The sequence below is a fragment of the Ruegeria sp. CDSC002 genome, from assembly GCF_059610905.1.
Map to the genome: position 1 here is coordinate 61,400 of NZ_JBXWOM010000008.1, position 17,199 is coordinate 78,598.

Annotated in this window: 17 protein-coding genes; 16 read left to right on the forward strand and 1 reads right to left on the reverse strand. The window is 56.2% G+C overall.

Annotation, left to right across the window (positions count from 1 at the left end):
- The 15 genes from hpaE to maiA all read left to right on the forward strand — a co-directional run bounded on the left by hpaE (position 1) and on the right by maiA (position 14,915).
- The gene (gene hpaE, locus AC2FJE_RS15755) at positions 1–1,509 is read left to right on the forward strand and encodes a 5-carboxymethyl-2-hydroxymuconate semialdehyde dehydrogenase (RefSeq protein ID WP_496756672.1); all 1,509 of its coding nucleotides are present in this window, start codon (positions 1–3) and stop codon (positions 1,507–1,509) included.
- 164 nt (positions 1,510–1,673) lie between these two features.
- Positions 1,674–2,516, forward strand: a complete 843-nt coding sequence (gene hpaD / locus AC2FJE_RS15760; protein WP_109310904.1) for a 3,4-dihydroxyphenylacetate 2,3-dioxygenase — start codon at positions 1,674–1,676, stop codon at positions 2,514–2,516.
- A 24-nt stretch (positions 2,517–2,540) separates the two neighbouring features.
- Positions 2,541–4,022, forward strand: coding sequence for an NAD-dependent succinate-semialdehyde dehydrogenase (locus AC2FJE_RS15765; protein WP_496756675.1), 1,482 nt, complete (start codon positions 2,541–2,543; stop codon positions 4,020–4,022).
- Positions 4,022–4,876: a fumarylacetoacetate hydrolase family protein gene (locus AC2FJE_RS15770; RefSeq protein ID WP_109310902.1), complete on the forward strand. Its 855-nt coding sequence runs from the start codon at positions 4,022–4,024 to the stop codon at positions 4,874–4,876. The genes AC2FJE_RS15765 and AC2FJE_RS15770 overlap by 1 nt, the downstream gene beginning before the upstream one ends.
- Positions 4,873–5,673, forward strand: a complete 801-nt coding sequence (gene hpaH / locus AC2FJE_RS15775) for a 2-oxo-hept-4-ene-1,7-dioate hydratase (RefSeq protein ID WP_496756678.1) — start codon at positions 4,873–4,875, stop codon at positions 5,671–5,673. Before AC2FJE_RS15770 ends, hpaH begins: the two co-directional genes overlap by 4 nt.
- Positions 5,674–5,717: 44 nt before the next feature.
- On the forward strand, positions 5,718–6,740 hold the full coding sequence (locus tag AC2FJE_RS15780; protein WP_496761166.1) for an aldolase/citrate lyase family protein: 1,023 nt from the start codon (positions 5,718–5,720) through the stop codon (positions 6,738–6,740).
- Positions 6,741–6,783: 43 nt separating this feature from the next.
- Positions 6,784–7,512 carry a metallophosphoesterase family protein gene (locus AC2FJE_RS15785; RefSeq protein ID WP_496761134.1) on the forward strand — a complete coding sequence of 243 codons (729 nt, stop codon included), beginning with the start codon at positions 6,784–6,786 and terminating at the stop codon, positions 7,510–7,512.
- Between the two features lie 361 nt (positions 7,513–7,873).
- The gene (locus AC2FJE_RS15790) at positions 7,874–8,824 is read left to right on the forward strand and encodes an MBL fold metallo-hydrolase (protein WP_496761135.1); all 951 of its coding nucleotides are present in this window, start codon (positions 7,874–7,876) and stop codon (positions 8,822–8,824) included.
- Positions 8,825–8,849: 25 nt separating this feature from the next.
- On the forward strand, positions 8,850–10,484 hold the full coding sequence (locus AC2FJE_RS15795) for an FAD-dependent oxidoreductase (RefSeq protein WP_496756687.1): 1,635 nt from the start codon (positions 8,850–8,852) through the stop codon (positions 10,482–10,484).
- On the forward strand, positions 10,481–10,672 hold the full coding sequence (locus tag AC2FJE_RS15800) for a DUF2783 domain-containing protein (RefSeq protein ID WP_496756689.1): 192 nt from the start codon (positions 10,481–10,483) through the stop codon (positions 10,670–10,672). The genes AC2FJE_RS15795 and AC2FJE_RS15800 overlap by 4 nt, the downstream gene beginning before the upstream one ends.
- A 16-nt stretch (positions 10,673–10,688) precedes the next feature.
- Positions 10,689–11,723 (forward strand): TRAP transporter substrate-binding protein, encoded by a 1,035-nt coding sequence (locus tag AC2FJE_RS15805; RefSeq protein ID WP_472724818.1) that lies wholly within the window; start codon positions 10,689–10,691, stop codon positions 11,721–11,723.
- A gap of 3 nt (positions 11,724–11,726) precedes the next feature.
- Positions 11,727–12,275 carry a TRAP transporter small permease gene (locus AC2FJE_RS15810; RefSeq protein ID WP_082637164.1) on the forward strand — a complete coding sequence of 183 codons (549 nt, stop codon included), beginning with the start codon at positions 11,727–11,729 and terminating at the stop codon, positions 12,273–12,275.
- The gene (locus AC2FJE_RS15815) at positions 12,272–13,588 is read left to right on the forward strand and encodes a TRAP transporter large permease (protein ID WP_496761136.1); all 1,317 of its coding nucleotides are present in this window, start codon (positions 12,272–12,274) and stop codon (positions 13,586–13,588) included. Before AC2FJE_RS15810 ends, AC2FJE_RS15815 begins: the two co-directional genes overlap by 4 nt.
- A gap of 63 nt (positions 13,589–13,651) precedes the next feature.
- Positions 13,652–14,197, forward strand: a complete 546-nt coding sequence (locus AC2FJE_RS15820; RefSeq protein WP_058274548.1) for a VOC family protein — start codon at positions 13,652–13,654, stop codon at positions 14,195–14,197.
- Positions 14,198–14,282: 85 nt separating this feature from the next.
- Positions 14,283–14,915 (forward strand): maleylacetoacetate isomerase, encoded by a 633-nt coding sequence (gene maiA / locus AC2FJE_RS15825; protein ID WP_496756691.1) that lies wholly within the window; start codon positions 14,283–14,285, stop codon positions 14,913–14,915.
- An 82-nt stretch (positions 14,916–14,997) separates the two neighbouring features.
- Here the strand turns inward: maiA and AC2FJE_RS15830 are convergent, their stop codons facing one another.
- Positions 14,998–15,426: a MarR family winged helix-turn-helix transcriptional regulator gene (locus AC2FJE_RS15830; RefSeq protein ID WP_058278632.1), complete on the reverse strand. Its 429-nt coding sequence runs from the start codon at positions 15,424–15,426 to the stop codon at positions 14,998–15,000.
- Between the two features lie 445 nt (positions 15,427–15,871).
- On the opposite strand from AC2FJE_RS15830, the gene AC2FJE_RS15835 reads away from it, so the two are divergent.
- Positions 15,872–17,173 (forward strand): amidohydrolase family protein, encoded by a 1,302-nt coding sequence (locus AC2FJE_RS15835; RefSeq protein ID WP_496756694.1) that lies wholly within the window; start codon positions 15,872–15,874, stop codon positions 17,171–17,173.
- Positions 17,174–17,199: the final 26 nt, after the last annotated feature.

Sequence of the window (17,199 nt, forward strand, 5' to 3'; positions counted from 1 at the left end):
ATGAGCGTACTGGATACGAATATCGAGAAACTGGCAGGCTTTCTGGCCCGGTTCAAAGAAACGGGCATCAAGAACCGTATCGCAGGCGAAGACCGGGATGGCGCAGCTGGCGTTTTCCAATCCACCTCTCCGGTGGACAAATCAGTAATCTGCAACGTTGCGCACGGTACGTCCGACGATATCGATGCGGCGGTCAAAGCGGCCCATGCCGCCTTTACTGAATGGCGCGACATGCCCGCCATCGAACGCCGCCGGATCCTGTTGAACGTTGCCGATGCCATCGAAGCCCGGGCCGAAGAAATTGCGCTGTGTGAATGTTGGGATACGGGCCAAACATTACGGTTCATGTCCAAGGCCGCGCTGCGCGGTGCCGAGAATTTTCGCTACTTTGCGGATCAGGTCGTGCAGGCTCGCGACGGGCAGCACCTGAAATCGCCGACGTTGATGAATATCACCACCCGTGTACCTATCGGCCCGGTTGGTGTGATCACTCCGTGGAACACGCCCTTCATGCTGTCGACGTGGAAAATCGCGCCCGCTCTGGCTGCGGGCTGCACCGTGGTCCACAAACCAGCCGAAGACTCGCCTTTGTCCGCCCGCCTGTTGGTGGAAATCGCTGAAGAGGCAGGGCTGCCCAAGGGCGTGCTGAATACCGTGAACGGTTTTGGCCCTGATGCTGGTAAGGCGTTGACAGAGCACCCCTTGATCAAAGCCATCGCTTTTGTCGGAGAAAGCCGGACAGGCAGCATCATCACAAAGCAGGGTGCCGATACGCTAAAGCGGATGCACTTGGAACTGGGTGGTAAGAACCCCGTTATCGTGTTTGATGACGCCGATCTGGACCGGGCTCTGGATGCGGTGATTTTCATGATCTACTCGATCAATGGTGAGCGCTGCACCTCGTCCTCGCGGTTACTGGTACAGGACACAATCAAGGAAGAGTTTGAGGCCAAACTGGTCGAGCGTGTGAACAACATCAAAGTCGGACACCCCCTGGACCCTGCAACCGAGATCGGCCCGCTAGTCACCGAGGAGCATTACGACAAGGTGACCTCATACTTCGACATCGCCGAAGAGGATGGTGCAACTGTCGCGGCTGGTGGCGTCAAGGTTGGTGATGACGGGTATTTCGTACGCCCGACATTATTTACCAACGCCAACAACGACATGCGCATCGCGCGAGAGGAAATATTTGGCCCCGTGCTAACTTCCATTCCCTTCTCGACCGAAGAAGAAGCGCTGCAAATCGCCAATGACACGCCCTATGGGTTAACCGGCTATGTCTGGACCAACGACCTTACACGCGCCCTGCGCTTTACCGATAGGTTGGAAGCTGGGATGATCTGGGTGAACTCGGAAAATGTTCGTCACCTGCCCACGCCTTTTGGCGGAGTGAAGGCGTCAGGTATCGGTCGCGACGGCGGTGATTGGAGCTTTGACTTCTATATGGAGCAGAAACACGTGGGCTTTGCCACTGGTCAGCACAAGATTATGCAGTTGGGAAAGTAACGCCTCTCGAGCGACGTCTGGACAAGATGCCGCTCGTTAAATGTTAGGATACGCGCGCGCATCTATGGTCCATGAACTCTTTGAGAGTCGGACCAAACGACGTCTGGTCGTCCGCTCTCCCTTCCAAAGCGGTCAGACGCCACCTTAAGTGAGGAGGAACTGTCATGGGAAAGATTGTACAGGCTGCTAAGATCACACATGTGCCGAGCATCTGGATGTCCCACACGATGCCGAAATACAAAGGTATCCGGCAACCTGCGATAGATGGTTACGCACGTCTACGTCAGGACGCGATTGACCGCGAGGTCGACACCTTCATCGTATTCGACACACATTGGATCACCAATCAGGGCTTTCACCTGAACACAAAAGAGCGCCACAAGGGGCGTTTTATTAGCCATGAACTGCCGCACATGCTGGCGGATATGGAGTTCGACTATCGCGGTGATCACGACCTTGGTGAAACCATCCTTGAAGTTCTGAGAGAGCGTGGGGAACGGGCACTGGGTCATTCGCATCCCGACATGGGAATGGAGTACGGTACCCTTTTGCCGATGCATTTTATCAATGACGATGTGAATGCCCGGGTGCTGCCAGTTGCGGTCAACCAGTTCTCGTCCATCGCTGAGAACCGCGTTTGGGGTGAAGCCATCGCCGAAGGCATCCGGCGTTCGAACCGCAATGTTTCTATTCTGGCCTCCGGGTCTCTAAGTCATGACTTCACGCCGAATGAGCGCTCGGTCGAGGGTCTGAACGCAGTGAATGGCGAGTTCAACCGCCAGATGGATATGCGCGTTCTCGAATTGTGGGAACAGGGCCGGTTCGAAGAATTCTTGGACCTTTTGCCTGACTACGCCAAGAAATGTACGGGCGAGTGTGCGATGAACGACACTGCGCTGCTGTTCGGTGCGTTGGGATGGGGCAGTTACAAAGGCGAGATCGACATCTACACCCCGTATTTCGGTAGTTCCGGAACGGGTCAGGCAAATATCAGCTTTTCGGTCTGAGGCCGAGACACGGGAATCCTGCAAATGACAGACTTACGTCTCGACGACCCCACGTTGCTTATTGAAGCGGCACGGGTTGGCTCCAAATGGGTCGGTGCCACTGAGGTATCCACCACTCTGGAAGTGACCAACCCGGCAACTGGTGATCTAATCGGACGAGTCCCCAATCTTGGGGCGGCCGAAACGGCCGAAGCAATCGCCGAAGCGCACCGTGCACAGAAGGGCTGGGCCAAGCTCACAGCAAAGGACCGCAGCCAAATTCTGCGCCGCTGGTATGACCTGATGATCGAAAACCAGGATGATCTTGGCGCTATCCTGACCGCCGAGCAGGGCAAGCCGCTGGCTGAGGCCAAGGGTGAAATCGCTTATGGTGCCAGCTTCATCGAATGGTTCGCTGAAGAGGCTCGCCGCGCCTATGGCGACGTCACCCCGGGCCACGCGCCGGATAAGCGGATCATCACCATCAAACAGCCGATTGGGGTTGTAGCCGCGATCACGCCGTGGAATTTCCCCAATGCCATGATCACGCGAAAGGCGGGACCGGCACTGGCGGCAGGCTGTTCCATGGTGCTCAAACCTGCCAGCCAGACGCCGTTCTCGGCTATCGCGCTGGCGGTTTTGGCCGAGCGAGCCGGGTTGCCTGCGGGATTGTTCTCGGTCATGACTGGATCAGCGCGCGACATCGGAGGTGAGATGACCTCGAGCAAAATCGTGCAAAAATTGACCTTTACCGGGTCCACCGAAATCGGCGCGATGCTTTATGCGCAATGCGCACCTACGATCAAGAAGCTAGGTTTGGAATTGGGCGGCAACGCGCCGTTTATCGTTTTTGACGACGCAGATCTGGACGCGGCCGTCGAAGGGGCGGTGATCGCCAAGTTCCGAAACAACGGCCAGACCTGCGTCTGCGCCAACCGCATCTATGTCCAGTCCGGGGTCTACGACACGTTCGCCGAAAAACTGGCCGCCAAGGTCGCAAAACTGCCGACTGGAAACGGCTTTGACGAGGGCACCGTCTTTGGCCCACTAATCGATCAAGCCGCAGTCGCGAAAGTGTCTGAGCATATCAAAGACGCAACCGCCAAGGGTGCAACAGTCACACTGGGCGGCAAGCCGCACGCCCTTGGCGGCACATTCTTCGAGCCGACCATCCTGATTGGCGTGACCGCAGACATGGCGGTGGCGACCGAGGAAACCTTCGGCCCAGTCGCGCCCTTGTTCAAATTCGACAGGGAAAGCGAAGTTATCGCAGCCGCCAATGATACCGAATTCGGCCTCGCCTCGTACTTCTATTCCCGCGACATGGCCCGTGTCTGGCGCGTGTCAGAAGCATTGGAATATGGCATGGTCGGGATCAACACCGGCCTGATCTCAACTGCCGAAGCGCCCTTTGGAGGCGTTAAGATGTCAGGTCTGGGGCGCGAGGGATCGCGCCATGGGCTGGATGACTTCATGGAACTCAAATACTTGTGCATGGGTGGCATTGACGCCGCCGAGGAGGCCTGATGCGCTTTGCAACTTTCACCGCAAACGGAGCAACTTTTTTCGGCGCGATCACCAAGGACGGTGCAATTGCGCTAAACGACGCCTTTCCCGATCAGGCCAGCCTTTATGAGGTGATCGCCGCGGGCACGTTTGAACAGTTGACCGAGGCCGCAGCAGGCCGGGAAGTAACCCACAAGGAATTCACTTACGAAATGGTGATGCCGGATGTCCGCCGCATCCTCTGCGTCGGAGTGAACTTTCCCGACCGCAACGCAGAATACAAAGACGGCAGCGAACAACCGAAATACATGTCGTTGTTTCCGCGCTTTGCCAGCGGTTTCACCGGGCACGACCGCCCGCTGATCCGTCCTCCAGAAAACCACACGCTGGATTACGAGGGCGAGGTCGTTATCGTGATTGGCAAATCCGGTCGGCGAATCTCACAGGAAGATGCCTATGACCACATCGCAGCCCTAACCTTGTGTAACGAAGGCACAATTCGCGACTGGGTCCGCCATGCCAAGTTCAACGTCACACAGGGAAAGAACTGGGACAATTCCGGTGCCATCGGTCCGTGGCTAGTGCCATTCACCGACGCGGCCCAGTTGGACGATGCCCGAATTCAGACCCATGTGAATGGTGAGTTGCGCCAGGACGATACGCTGAATCGCATGATGTTCCCGATAAGGCGCGAGATCGAATATATTTCGACCTTCATGACGCTTCTGCCCGGAGACATCATCGTCACCGGCACCCCGACGGGTGCGGGCGCGCGGTTTGAACCACCGAAATACCTGGCTCCGGGTGACGTAGTGGAAATCTCAGTCGAGGGCATTGGAACGCTGCGCAACACAGTCGAGGACGAACAGGTATGACCCCCGAAGATCATGCCCGTGCCGCAGCCGACTTGTTGCAGGCTGAACGTTCGCACGAACAGATTGGCCTTCTGACACTGCGCCATCCCGAAATGGGGATGAGCGACGCCTATGAGGTGCAGAACGCCATCTATCAACAGAAATTGGCCGAAGGGCGCAAGGTGATCGGCTGGAAAATCGGGCTGACCTCAAAAGCGATGCAATATGCGCTGAATATCGACATTCCCGACAGCGGAATTTTGTTCGATGACATGAAGTTCGATCACGGCGGAACCGTTCCTGCGGGCCGGTTCATCCAGCCCCGGATCGAGGCTGAGATTGCTTTTGTCATGAAATCTGCGGTAGGCGGAGAGAACGTCACCCGTGACGACATCATTGCCGCCACGGATTACGTCGCGCCTTCGATTGAAATCCTCGACACGCGTATTCAGCGTGTCGACCCCGCGACCGGACAAACACGTACCGTCTATGACACAATAAGCGACAACGCTGCCAATGCCGGCATCGTGTTGGGCCCCGAACGTCATTCGATAGATGCATTTGATTTGCGTTGGGTCGGGGCACTGACCTTCCGCAATGGTGAGATCGAGGAAACCGGTCTTGGCGCGGGTGTTCTGAACGACCCGGTCGAAAGCGTCGTCTGGCTGGCCCGTCGCATGGCGCAGTACGACCAGAGCTTAGAACCGGGCCAGGTGATCTTGTCTGGCAGCTTTATTCGACCCGTCGAATGCCCGCCGAGCACCGAAATCCATGCTGATTTTGGGCCATTTGGCTCGGTCGATATCAACTTTGCCTAAGGGAGGCCGGGATACCTGCGCCACTAAACGCTTTCAAGGCCGCGCTGCAGGCTGGTCAGCCGCAGGTCGGCTGCTGGATTGGAATGGCCGACACCTATGCCGCCGAAATCGCGGCCACGTCCCAGTTCGACTGGTTGCTCGTTGACGGGGAACACGCCCCAAACGATCTTCGCTCAATCCTGGAACAGGTGCGGGTCATCGAAGGAAGCGGCAGCCAACCGGTCGCACGCTTGCCGATAGGTGAAACCTGGATGATCAAGCAATACCTCGATGCCGGCGTTCAGAATATTCTGGTGCCGATGGTCGAAAGCGGAGATCAGGCACGGGATTTGGTACGGGCGGTGCGATACCCGCCCCACGGAGTTCGGGGCGTGGGATCAGCGTTGGCCAGGGCTTCGCGCTTTGCGGCGATCCCGGACTATCTGAAAACGGCTGATGAACAGATCTGCCTGCTTGTTCAGGTGGAAAACCGCGCCGGGTTAGAGGCACTAGACGATATTCTTGCCTCTGACGTTGATGGGGTCTTTCTCGGTCCCTCCGATCTGGCCGCTGACATGGGCCATATCGGTGATGTTGGTCATACAGAAGTGGTCGAGGCCGTTTTGGACGCAATAACTCGGGTCGTCGCGGCAGGCAAATTTGCCGGGATACTGACACTTGATCCGGCCATGCAGCGTAAATGTCTGGATCTGGGGGCGACCTTCCTGGCCACAAACATCGACGTAACTTTGTTCGCGCAGGCGGTGCGCCGGGCCGCCGATGAAGCCTTGGCGTTGCTACCTGACCAAAGCGTTTCGGGTGTTGCCAAAACGGAAGCGGCCAGCAAGTACCTGCAGCAATTGTGCAAGCACTGGTCCCACAAGGCCCAGGTGACTTTTGACGACAACCACGGCAGCGTGGAATTTCCGGGCGGAAACCGGCTGACCTTGGTCGCGGGTGAATCCAGCCTTTCGCTGACGGCTGAAACCGGCCCTCGCGGAGATCTGACCCGCTGGCAGGAAGTCATCGAAGCGCATCTGGTACGGTTTGCTTTTCGCGAAGACATTAGCATTGACTGGGTGGGCTGATCCCAAATCAACTACCGCCTGAAGACGACGACAAGGAACACTCATGTCAGATCCGGTTTATGTAATTGGCGATATCCATGGCCAACTGGGGATGCTTGAAGACGCACTGGACCGGATCGAACGGGATGGAGGGCCAGACGCCAAGATCGTGTTTCTTGGCGATTATACGGACAGGGGTGCGCAAAGTTGCGGGGTTTTGGATCTGCTGGTCCGAGGGAACGCCGACGGTAAGAACTGGGTCTTTCTACGTGGCAATCATGACCAGATGTGCGCAATGTTTCTGGAGGACTATCCGCGCAATGATGCGCGCCTGCTGGTCGGGTATCACTGGCTTCATCCTCGGATCGGCGGGATCGAAACGCTGCAGTCCTATGGGGTTGAAGCCACCAACGTGGACAGAATCTATCAAGTTCACGCCAAGGCCAAGAAGGCCGTCCCTCAGGCTCATATCGATTTTCTGAACGGGCTAAAGCCGTTCCATCAGGACGACGCATTGCTGTTCGTGCACGCAGGTATTCGACCCGGGGTGAAACTGGATCATCAAGACCACGACGATCTAATATGGATTCGTGAGGAATTCCTGAACCATACAGATCCACATCCATGGTTGGTAGTCCATGGCCACAGCCACGTGTCCGCACCTGAACATCATGGAAACCGTATCAATCTGGATACAGGAGCAGGCTATGGCCACGCCCTGACCACCGCCGTGTTCGAAGGCACCAAATGCTGTGCGCTGGATGCTGGTGGGCGTAGACTTGTGACCCACTGAGACAGACTCTGGCTCACATGGCGTAAAAATGTGGAGTCGCCGATGTCGTTTCTTTTTCAAAAGCTTCCCAACCATGATCGCCGTCAGCGCTAAGCCTTGAACCACCACATTGGGTCCATCAGACGCTTAATGGAACAGCAGTTCTTTACGGCGGTCGGCAGGATTGGCCGCAATAATAGCTGGAATGGACAACATTTTTCCACGCAAACAACTTTGAAAAAATCTTCGAATGCACTCAGCAACAATAGTTCAAACACGTAACTCCAAACGAAACGGCATTGACTTTAGTTTCATATGTAACGATATTCGTTGCAAATGAAACAAAACGAGTCACGTGAGCGACATACTTCGGGAGAACACAATGGCTAAGGCATTCGCATCTCAGGGGGATTTGGGTGAAAAGACGATTAGCTTCACCGAAGTGGGTGAAGGGCTTTGGGCCTTTACTGCTGAAGGTGATCCCAATTCCGGCGTGATCATCGGCGACAATAGTGTCATGATTGTCGAGGCGCAGGCCACGCCACGTCTGGCTGGCAAGGTGATTGAGAAGGTCAGAGAAGTTACCGACAAACCGATCACGCATCTGGCGCTAACTCACTATCACGCGGTTCGTGTTCTAGGCGCTTCAGCATATGGCGCAGATCAGGTTCTCATGTCCGAAACAACCCGAGCGCAGGTTGTCGAACGGGGTCAGGAAGATTGGGACAGTGAGTTTCAGCGTTTTCCACGTCTGTTCGAAGGCCATGAAAGCATTCCCGGACTGACCTGGCCCACCACAACCTTCAAGGATCGCATGAGCGTGTACCTTGGAAATCGACGCGTCGATCTTATGCATCTTGGTCGCGCTCATACTGCCGGTGACATCGTCATTCACGTCCCCGACCAGAACGTCATGTTTACCGGTGACATCGTCGAGTATCACTCGGCCTGCTATTGCGGCGACGGCCATTTCAACGATTGGGGTGGCACTCTGGACAATATCGCCGCATTTGACGTCGATGCTATCGCGCCCGGCCGCGGTGATGCTCTGCTCGGAAAAGACATGGTTGAAGCAGCAATCGAGTCTACCCGGGGTTTTGTCGAAAGCACCTATCGCCCGGCTGCTCGTGTCGCCGCTAGCGGCGGCACCCTGAAAGATGCCTGGGACGCTGTACGCGACGCGTGCGACCCGAAATTCGCTGACTACGCAATCTACGAACACTGCCTGCCGTTCAATGTTGCGCGCGCCTATGACGAAGCCCGCGGCATCGACACACCACGTATCTGGACGGCGCAGCGGGATCTGGAAATGTGGGAACAACTGCAAGGCTGAGCGCCTGAAGGGAGGGGATTTTCCAATGTTTGATGACCGTTACACGCTCGCCTACAAGAGCTATCCATACGAGAAATCGCCCGATCAGGATATTGACGCGCCGGTGCGTCACCCAGTTGTGGTCATGGGCGGCGGGCCGATCGGAGTCGCCGCAGCCCTGGACCTCGGCCGCCAGGGTATTCCGGTGGTTGTGCTTGATGATCATGAGGGCATCGGCATGGGCAGTCGGGCGATTTGTTTCGCAAAGCGCTGTCTGGAAGTGGCCGACCGCTATGGCTGCGGCGAACCGATGCTCGAAAAAGGCGTTGTCTGGAATCTCGGTAAGGTATTCCATCGCGATGACAAGGTATTCGAATTTAACCTGTTGCCGGAAGACGGGCATAAATACCCCGCCTTCATCAATCTGCAGCAGCCTTATTTCGAGCAATACATGATCGACCGTCTGCGCGAGCTGCAGGACAAGGGTGCCCCGATCCAGTTGCGTGGCAAGAACCGTGTGGACAGCATCGAAGTACACGACGATCACGTCACCCTGAAGGTGATGACACCGGATGGACCTTACACGCTTGAAGCGGACTGGCTTATCGGTTGCGACGGCGCCAACTCACCGTTGCGCGGGATGCTTGGTCTCGATTTCAGCGGTCGCGTCTTTCAGGACAGCTTCCTGATTGCCGATATCAAACTGAAAGGCGATCTGAATTTCCCTACTGAGCGCTGGTTCTGGTTTGAACCGACCCACGGCTCTGGCGCCTCAGCGTTGTTGCACAAGCAACCTGATGATGTCTGGCGGATCGACTTCCAGATCGGCTGGGATGTTGACCGCAAAGAAGAACTTAAAGAAGAGAATATCCGTCGCCGATTGGATGCGATGCTGGGGGATGTGGATTATGAAATGGTCTGGTCCTCTATCTACACCTTCCAGTGCAAGCGGATGGACAGTTTCCGCTCGGGGCGGGTGTTTTTTGCTGGTGATGCGGCGCACCAAGTCTCGCCCTTTGGTGCGCGTGGTGCCAATTCCGGCATGCAGGACGTGGACAATCTTGGCTGGAAACTAGGGTTGGTTATTCAAGGCAAAGCGCCGGAGAGCCTGCTTGACACCTACGATACCGAACGGGTTCACGGCGCGGACGAAAACATCCTGAATTCGACACGGTCCACCGATTTCATCACGCCGAAATCAGAAACCAGTCGGATATTTCGCGATGCAGTGCTCAGCCTAAGCGGAACGTATGAGTTTGCACGACCGATGGTAAACTCGGGTCGGCTGTCGGTTCCATGCGTCTACAGTGAATCCCGCCTAAATTCGGCCGACGCGCTGTCAGGCGGGCCCGAAAGGACGCAGCCCGGCGCCCCCTGCCCTGATGCCCCGTTGGGCGATGAATACCTGTTGTCGAAGCTGGGTGATGAGTTCATCCTTTTGACAATCGATGCAGAAGCACCTGAAGTTCTGGAGGTGGACGGGATTACGGCGCACCGCCTGGCTCTTTCGACCCGCGACGACCCGACCGGTCAACTCAGAAAACGCTATCTCGGCGAAGCCAGTTCGGCAGTCTACCTAATCCGCCCAGATCAGCATGTCGCTGCCCGCCGAGCGGAATACAACGAAACCCTAATGCGCACCGCCCTGCGCCGTGCGGCCGGTAAGGAAGTAAGCCAATGAGCGATCTGACCCTGGCACCGAATATCGACGGAACCGACGATTTCTACGCCGACCTGCTGGCAACGCATGAGGGCAAGACCAAGGCCGAGAGCGATACAATCAACGCGAGGTTAATTCTGATCCTGGCCAACCACATCGGCGACCGGGACGTCCTGAGCCAGGCGCTCAGGGCTGCCGACATCACATAATCCAAGGGAGGATACCATGAATATCAAACTGAAGGGCAACACCCTGCTGCTCGCCGGCATTGCAACCGCTGCAATGTCTATCGCAACGACTACTGTGGCAGAGACCAAACTGGCGCTTTCGAGCTGGCTGCCGCCGCGCCATCCGATCGTAGTTGAAGCAATCAAACCCTGGGCCAAGCAGGTGGAGGAAGTCACCGATGGCCGCGTGACTGTACGTGTGCTTGCAAAGCCCATGGGCCCGCCCCCGGCACACTACGACATGGCTGCCGAAGGTATCGCTGACATCACTTATGGCTTGCATTCCTTTACCACAGATGACCGTTTCACCCGCTCTCGGATCGGTCAGTTCTCGTTCATTGGTGACGATGCCGTTGCTGGCTCCAAAGCATTCTGGAATGTCTATTCCGGCCCGCTGGAGGCGCAGAAAGAACATGAGGGCACCAAGCTTCTGGGGCTCTTTGTGCACGGCCCCGGCATGTTGCACAACAATGTCCGTAAGATCGAAAAGACAGACGATTTCGCAGGTCTGAAGATCCGCGTGCCTGGCGGCTATATCTCGGATCTGATGTCCGGTCTCGGCTCCACAACGCTCTTCATGTCTTCGGGTGAGGTGTATGAAAAGCTCTCGCGCGGAGTAATCGACGGTGTGACGTTTCCCTACGACGCTCTGGCTGCATTCAAGCTGACCGAAGATGTCAAGTACACGATGCAAGTCCCCGGCGGCATCTACAACACTACTTGGTTCATGGTCATGAACGAAGACAAATGGAACGAGATCTCTGAAGAGGATCAGGCAGCCATCGAGGCGATTTCCGGTGAAGCCTTTGCCGCACTGGTTGGCGAAGCTTGGGTCGGTGCAGACGAGAAAGGCAGCGCCGCGGCTGAAAAGGCCGGGATCGAAATCTACGAAGCGCCAGCCGAAGTCGTTGATGCGATCAAATCACAGGCAGCAGATGCCGAAACAGCTTGGTCCGAAGCCATCTCGGCGGACGGCTATGACGGCACTGCTGCTCTTGAAGAAATGCGCAAACAAGCTGGCGTGGACTTCTGATCCATGGAGCGGCTTCGCCATCGTTTCCCCGACCAGCCCCCTGATGAGGGGCTGGACATCGGGCTGCTGCTCGACAGATCTCTGGGTGTCGGGGCCGCACTGATCCTGTTCAGCCTCGTCCTCATCACCTGTGTGGATGTAGTTGGGCGCTACCTGTTCAACGCACCGCTATCCGGTGCCTTCGAACTCACTGAAATACTGCTGGCAGCGCTCGTTTTCCTTGCCTTGCCACTGACGACAGAGCGCCGTGAACATGTCGAAGTCGACCTGCTGAATCTGGCGCTTGGACGCAAGACGCAACGTCTTTTGTCTGCGTTTGCAGGCCTGTTCTCTGCTGCCCTGTTAGCCACCTTTTCTTGGCGGCTTTTCACCCATGCGGCCAAGGCCGCACATGACGGCGCGGTGACCAACGCGCTTGAGATTCCACTGGCACCATTCGGCTATCTGGCTGGGGTCTCCTGCATGGTTTCGGCGTTCATCGCATTCCTGCGCGGATTACAACCCCCCATCGAACACGACACCGATCAAGATCACCTAGAGGGCGCCCCATGATTGAATCTCTGATCGGTTTTGCGATCCTTCTGGGACTTATACTACTGCGCGTGCCCATCGCCTTCGCAATGGCGGCCGTAGGCGGCTTTGGGTTTGCCTATATGCGTGGTTGGGAGCCTGCCTGGGCTATGACAGGGCAAGTGGCCTTTGACACTTCTTTGTCTTACTCCCTTTCGGTCATCCCTCTGTTCATCTTCATGGGCAATGTGTTGGCCGGCTCAGGCGTGGCACACGGGCTGTTCGCCGGTGCCGATCGGCTTTTTGGCAGGCTGCGCGGCGGACTTGCCATGGCTTCGGTCTTTTCTTGCGGCGGTTTCTCCGCGGTGTGCGGCTCGTCCCTGGCCACTGCTGCCACGATGTCAAAAGTCGCCATGCCTTCAATGCGTCGTTTTGGCTATGATGACCGGCTGGCGACAGGCTCTATCGCCGCGGGTGGGACACTGGGCATTTTGATCCCGCCTTCGGTGATCCTGATCATCTACGGCCTGTTGACCGAAACCAATATTGCCAAGCTTTTTATCGCGGGAATTGTGCCAGGTATAATTGGTGTGCTGTTTTATCTTGGCGCGGTTATGGTTGCGGTACGGTTGAACCCTTCTCTGGCTCCGGAGGAGGAAAACACCGAACCCATGAGTCGGGCTGACGTCATAGGCGTGATCTGTGTGCTGGGCCTTTTTCTCTTCATCATGGTTGGCATCTATGGTGGGTTCTTCACACCGACTGAGGCGGCCGGAATGGGTGCAGGCGCTTCGATCCTGATCGCCATTGCCCTCAGGACGATGACCTGGCGCAGCTTTTTCGCAGCTACGCTGGATTCGATCCGGGCTACAGCCATGATCTTTGCTGTGATCATCGGGGCCGAGCTGTTCACCAACTTCATAAACTACGCCGGACTGCCGGATGCCCTATCAGGCTTTGTTTTCGACAATGAATTGCCGGTCTGGGCGGTCATCGTGTTCATAATGCTGACCTACATGGTTCTTGGTTGTGTGCTTGAAAGCCTGTCGATGATCTTGCTAACAGTGCCGGTCTTTTACCCACTGATGTTTGAGCTTGAGTTTGCCAATGAACTCCTGCTCGATCCCGAAAACGCCCTGATCTGGTTCGCCATTGTGGTTGTTGTGGCCACTGAAATCAGCCTGATCACACCCCCGGTCGGTATGAATGTCTTCGTGCTGAAGGGCGTGTTGCAAGATGTCTCACTCGGAACGATCTTTCGCGGCGTGCTGCCATTCTGGATCGCGGACATCCTGCGGCTGACCCTGCTCATCCTTGTACCCTCCCTGTCACTCTGGCTGGTGGGGTTGATGTGAACGCCTGAGGCGATCGTACGTTGCCTTGGTCTTGAAAACTGCACCCTCGGAAAGGAGAAATCGATGAAAATCGAGAAGATCCATCACGTCGCTTACCGCTGCAAAGACGCAAAAGAGACGGTCGAATGGTATGGGAAAATGCTTAACATGGACTTTATCCTGGCCATCGCCGAGGATCATGTCCCATCTACGCATGAGCCGGACCCCTACATGCATCTGTTTTTGGATGCCGGGAATGGGAATGTTCTGGCTTTCTTCGAGCTGCCCACGAAGCCGGAAATGGGCCGGGATCCCAATACCCCGATCTGGGTGCAGCACATCGCCTTCAAGGTGAAGGATCGTGAAACGCTGCTTCAGTTCAAGGACCATCTGGAAGCTAATGGCGTCGAAGTACTCGGCGTGACCGACCATTCGATTTTCCATTCTATCTACTTCTTTGATCCTTCCGGCCATCGTATCGAACTGGCCTGCCCGGACCCGGAAGAAGAAGCGCTGCTGGAGCGCATGGACGAAGTGAAATGGCTTATGTTGGACGAGTGGTCGAAAACCAAGAAAGCTCCGAAACATGCCGATTGGCTGCATGCCAAAGAACTCAACAAGTCTGCCTGACGGGCATCCCGTGCCGGATAGGTTTCCGGCGCGGGAACCTATCTTTGGCAAAATCCGAGACGGTTGACCACAAATCAAGGAAGTCATGAAACTATACGGCTATTGGCGCTCGACGACCTCTTTTCGGGTCCGGATCGCATTGAATCTCAAGGGTGTTTCCTACAAAACGATCCCCGTCGACCTTGTTGCCGGAGAACAGCGCGCGCCGGACTACGTCGCGCTAAACCCCGGGAAGGGCGTCCCTACGCTGATCCTGCAGGACGGTCGTGCACTCACCCAATCGCTTGCGATCATCGATTATCTCGACGCCACCATACCCGAACCTTCGTTCCTGCCGGAGGACCCGTTCGAGCGTGCGCGGGTACAGGCTGCGGCCCATACCATCGCGATGGACATACATCCGGTTAACAACCTTAGAGTCACCGCGCATCTGAAGTCCCGGTATGGGCTTACGGCCGAAGATGGGATCGAGTGGTTCCGGCATTGGATGACAGAAGGTTTCCATGCCTACCAAGCGCTTTTGCCAGCTAACGCCACCTTCAGTTTTGGTGACAAGCCGGACCTTGCCGATATTTGCCTTGTCGCACAGCTTTACAATGCACATCGCTGGGGCGTCGATATGACTCCATTCGAACGGTTAATTGAGATCGAAGAGCGCGCATTCGCCCTGCCCGCTTTCGACGCCGCCCGACCTGAAAATCAGCCCGACGCTTCCTGAGAGAAATACACTGGCAGACCTCATTCTATTCTAGACAGCCAGCACTCCAGATGGCTTGAGTTGCGCATATTGGCTTATGTACCTATGTCTCCGACGCGGCCTTAAGCAGCGCAGTCACGCCTCGGTCCAGTGCTGCACGGTCCTCAGCCGACATGGAATTCAGCATCCCTTGCGCGCAAGCATCGACTTGTGGCAGCAACTGTTCGAAACGCCGATGGCCTTCCGGCGTACAATGATAAACCCTAATTCGGCGATCTTCTTCGGAAATTGCTCTGGTTATCAAACCTTTATCGTCAAGCCTCTGCGCGGCCCGGCTGACTTGAACCTTATCCAGAGTGGTGCGTTGCGAGAGTTCTAGAGAGGTCAGGCTTTTGGCATTGGCAAGTAGAAAAAGCAGGCGCCATTCCTCCCGTGATAGCCCGAATTCGCGCTGGTATACTTCCGTGAGTTTTCGTGAGAACGCTTCGGACGCCACGGCGAGGCGATAGGGAAAGAAGGAATCTAGTTGCATAAGAAACTATATGTCCGCTTTGTTTCACATGCAACGAAATTTCCTGCACTGATATTCGCCATCCTTATGCAGGTTGTTTTGCACACTACAAGCCGAAGTTGACGAAATCCCGGTTCCCAGTGTTTTGATTCCGTTGCGAAGATTTTTTCTGCTTGCCAGAAAACTGCGGATCCGCTGGATCAAGGTTCCAGATCGGCAATCTGCTGAAACGGACAGATTCCCAGCGTGAACCGACCTTTGCAAAATTTAGCAGTTCTGCAACGCAAAATCCCAAAAGCGAAAGTTGATCGTTGTGTCAGCTTCAGCTGCCAAGAAAGGTCAACACAAGCCTTGGATATAGGCACACACCGAGACTAGCGGAAACACTGGACCCGGAAGTGCAACAAAAACTATTAGCATTCTTGCAGAATACTTTTTACCATGCGGTCAAATTTGGGGGAATTGGATGCTCGATTTAATCATCAGACAGGCCAGCCTGCCAGATGGCAGCGGGCCGGTAGATATCGCGATCAAGGCAGACCGCGTTGCGGAAATTGCGCCTGATATCAAGGCTGAGGCGCATGAGGAGATACGGGCGGCTGGGCGTTTGGTTTCCCCTCCTTTTACGGACCCGCACTTCCACATGGACGCGACTCTAAGCCTCGGGTTGCCGCGCATGAATGTCTCGGGCACGCTTTTGGAGGGTATCGCGCTTTGGGGGGAATTGAAGCCCCTGCTGACACCCGAAGCGGTGATTGAGAGGGCCATTCGCTATTGCGACCTCGCTGTGTCGCAGGGGCTGCTGGCCATCCGTTCCCACGTGGATGTTTCATCCGCCCCGTTGGTGGGCGTTGAAGCGCTCTTGGAGGTACGTAAACAGGTTGCCCCCTATATCGACCTGCAACTGGTGGCATTCCCGCAAGATGGCCTTTACCGATCAGAAAACGCAGAGAGAAACCTGATCCAGGCGCTCGATATGGGTGTCGACGTGGTGGGCGGGATCCCGCATTTTGAACGCACGATGTCGGAAGGGGCTCGATCTGTCACAAGACTGGCCGAGATAGCGGCGGACCGCGGCCTGATGCTGGACCTGCACTGCGATGAAAGCGACGATCCTATGTCACGCCACGTAGAAACGTTGGCCTTTGAGACTACGCGCCTTGGGCTTGGGGGCCGTGTAACTGCAAGCCACGTCACTGCGATGCATTCTTATGACAATTACTATGCATCGAAGCTAATCCCGCTCATCGCAGAAAGCGGTATGAACGTGGTACCCAACCCTCTGATCAATATCACGCTGCAAGGGCGTTCGGACACCTATCCGCGCCGCCGAGGTCTGACCCGTGTGCCAGAGCTGCGCGCGGCCGGTGTAAACGTTGCCTTCGGGCAGGATTGCACAATGGACCCGTGGTATTCGCTCGGGTCCGCTGACATGCTGGAAGTGGCTCATATGGGTGTGCACGCGGTACCGATGACATCCCGGGAAGCGATGGAATGGGCATTCACATCGGTAACCCAAAATGGCGCCAAAGCCATGGGCCTGCCCGACCCGACGATCCGCGAAGGCGGCCCTGCCAGTATGGTTGTACTGCAGGCGCGTGATCCGATTGAAGCTGTTCGCATGAAACCCACCCGCCTTGCCGTAATCAAAAACGGCAAGGTGTTGGCCCGTACAGAACCCCGAATGGCGGCGCTTTCGTTGCCCGGCCGCCCCACGACCCTGGATCCCGCAGATTACGCGCCCAGGCCCAATACTCAGGAAGCTTAAGAACAAGAACAATTGCCACCAACAGA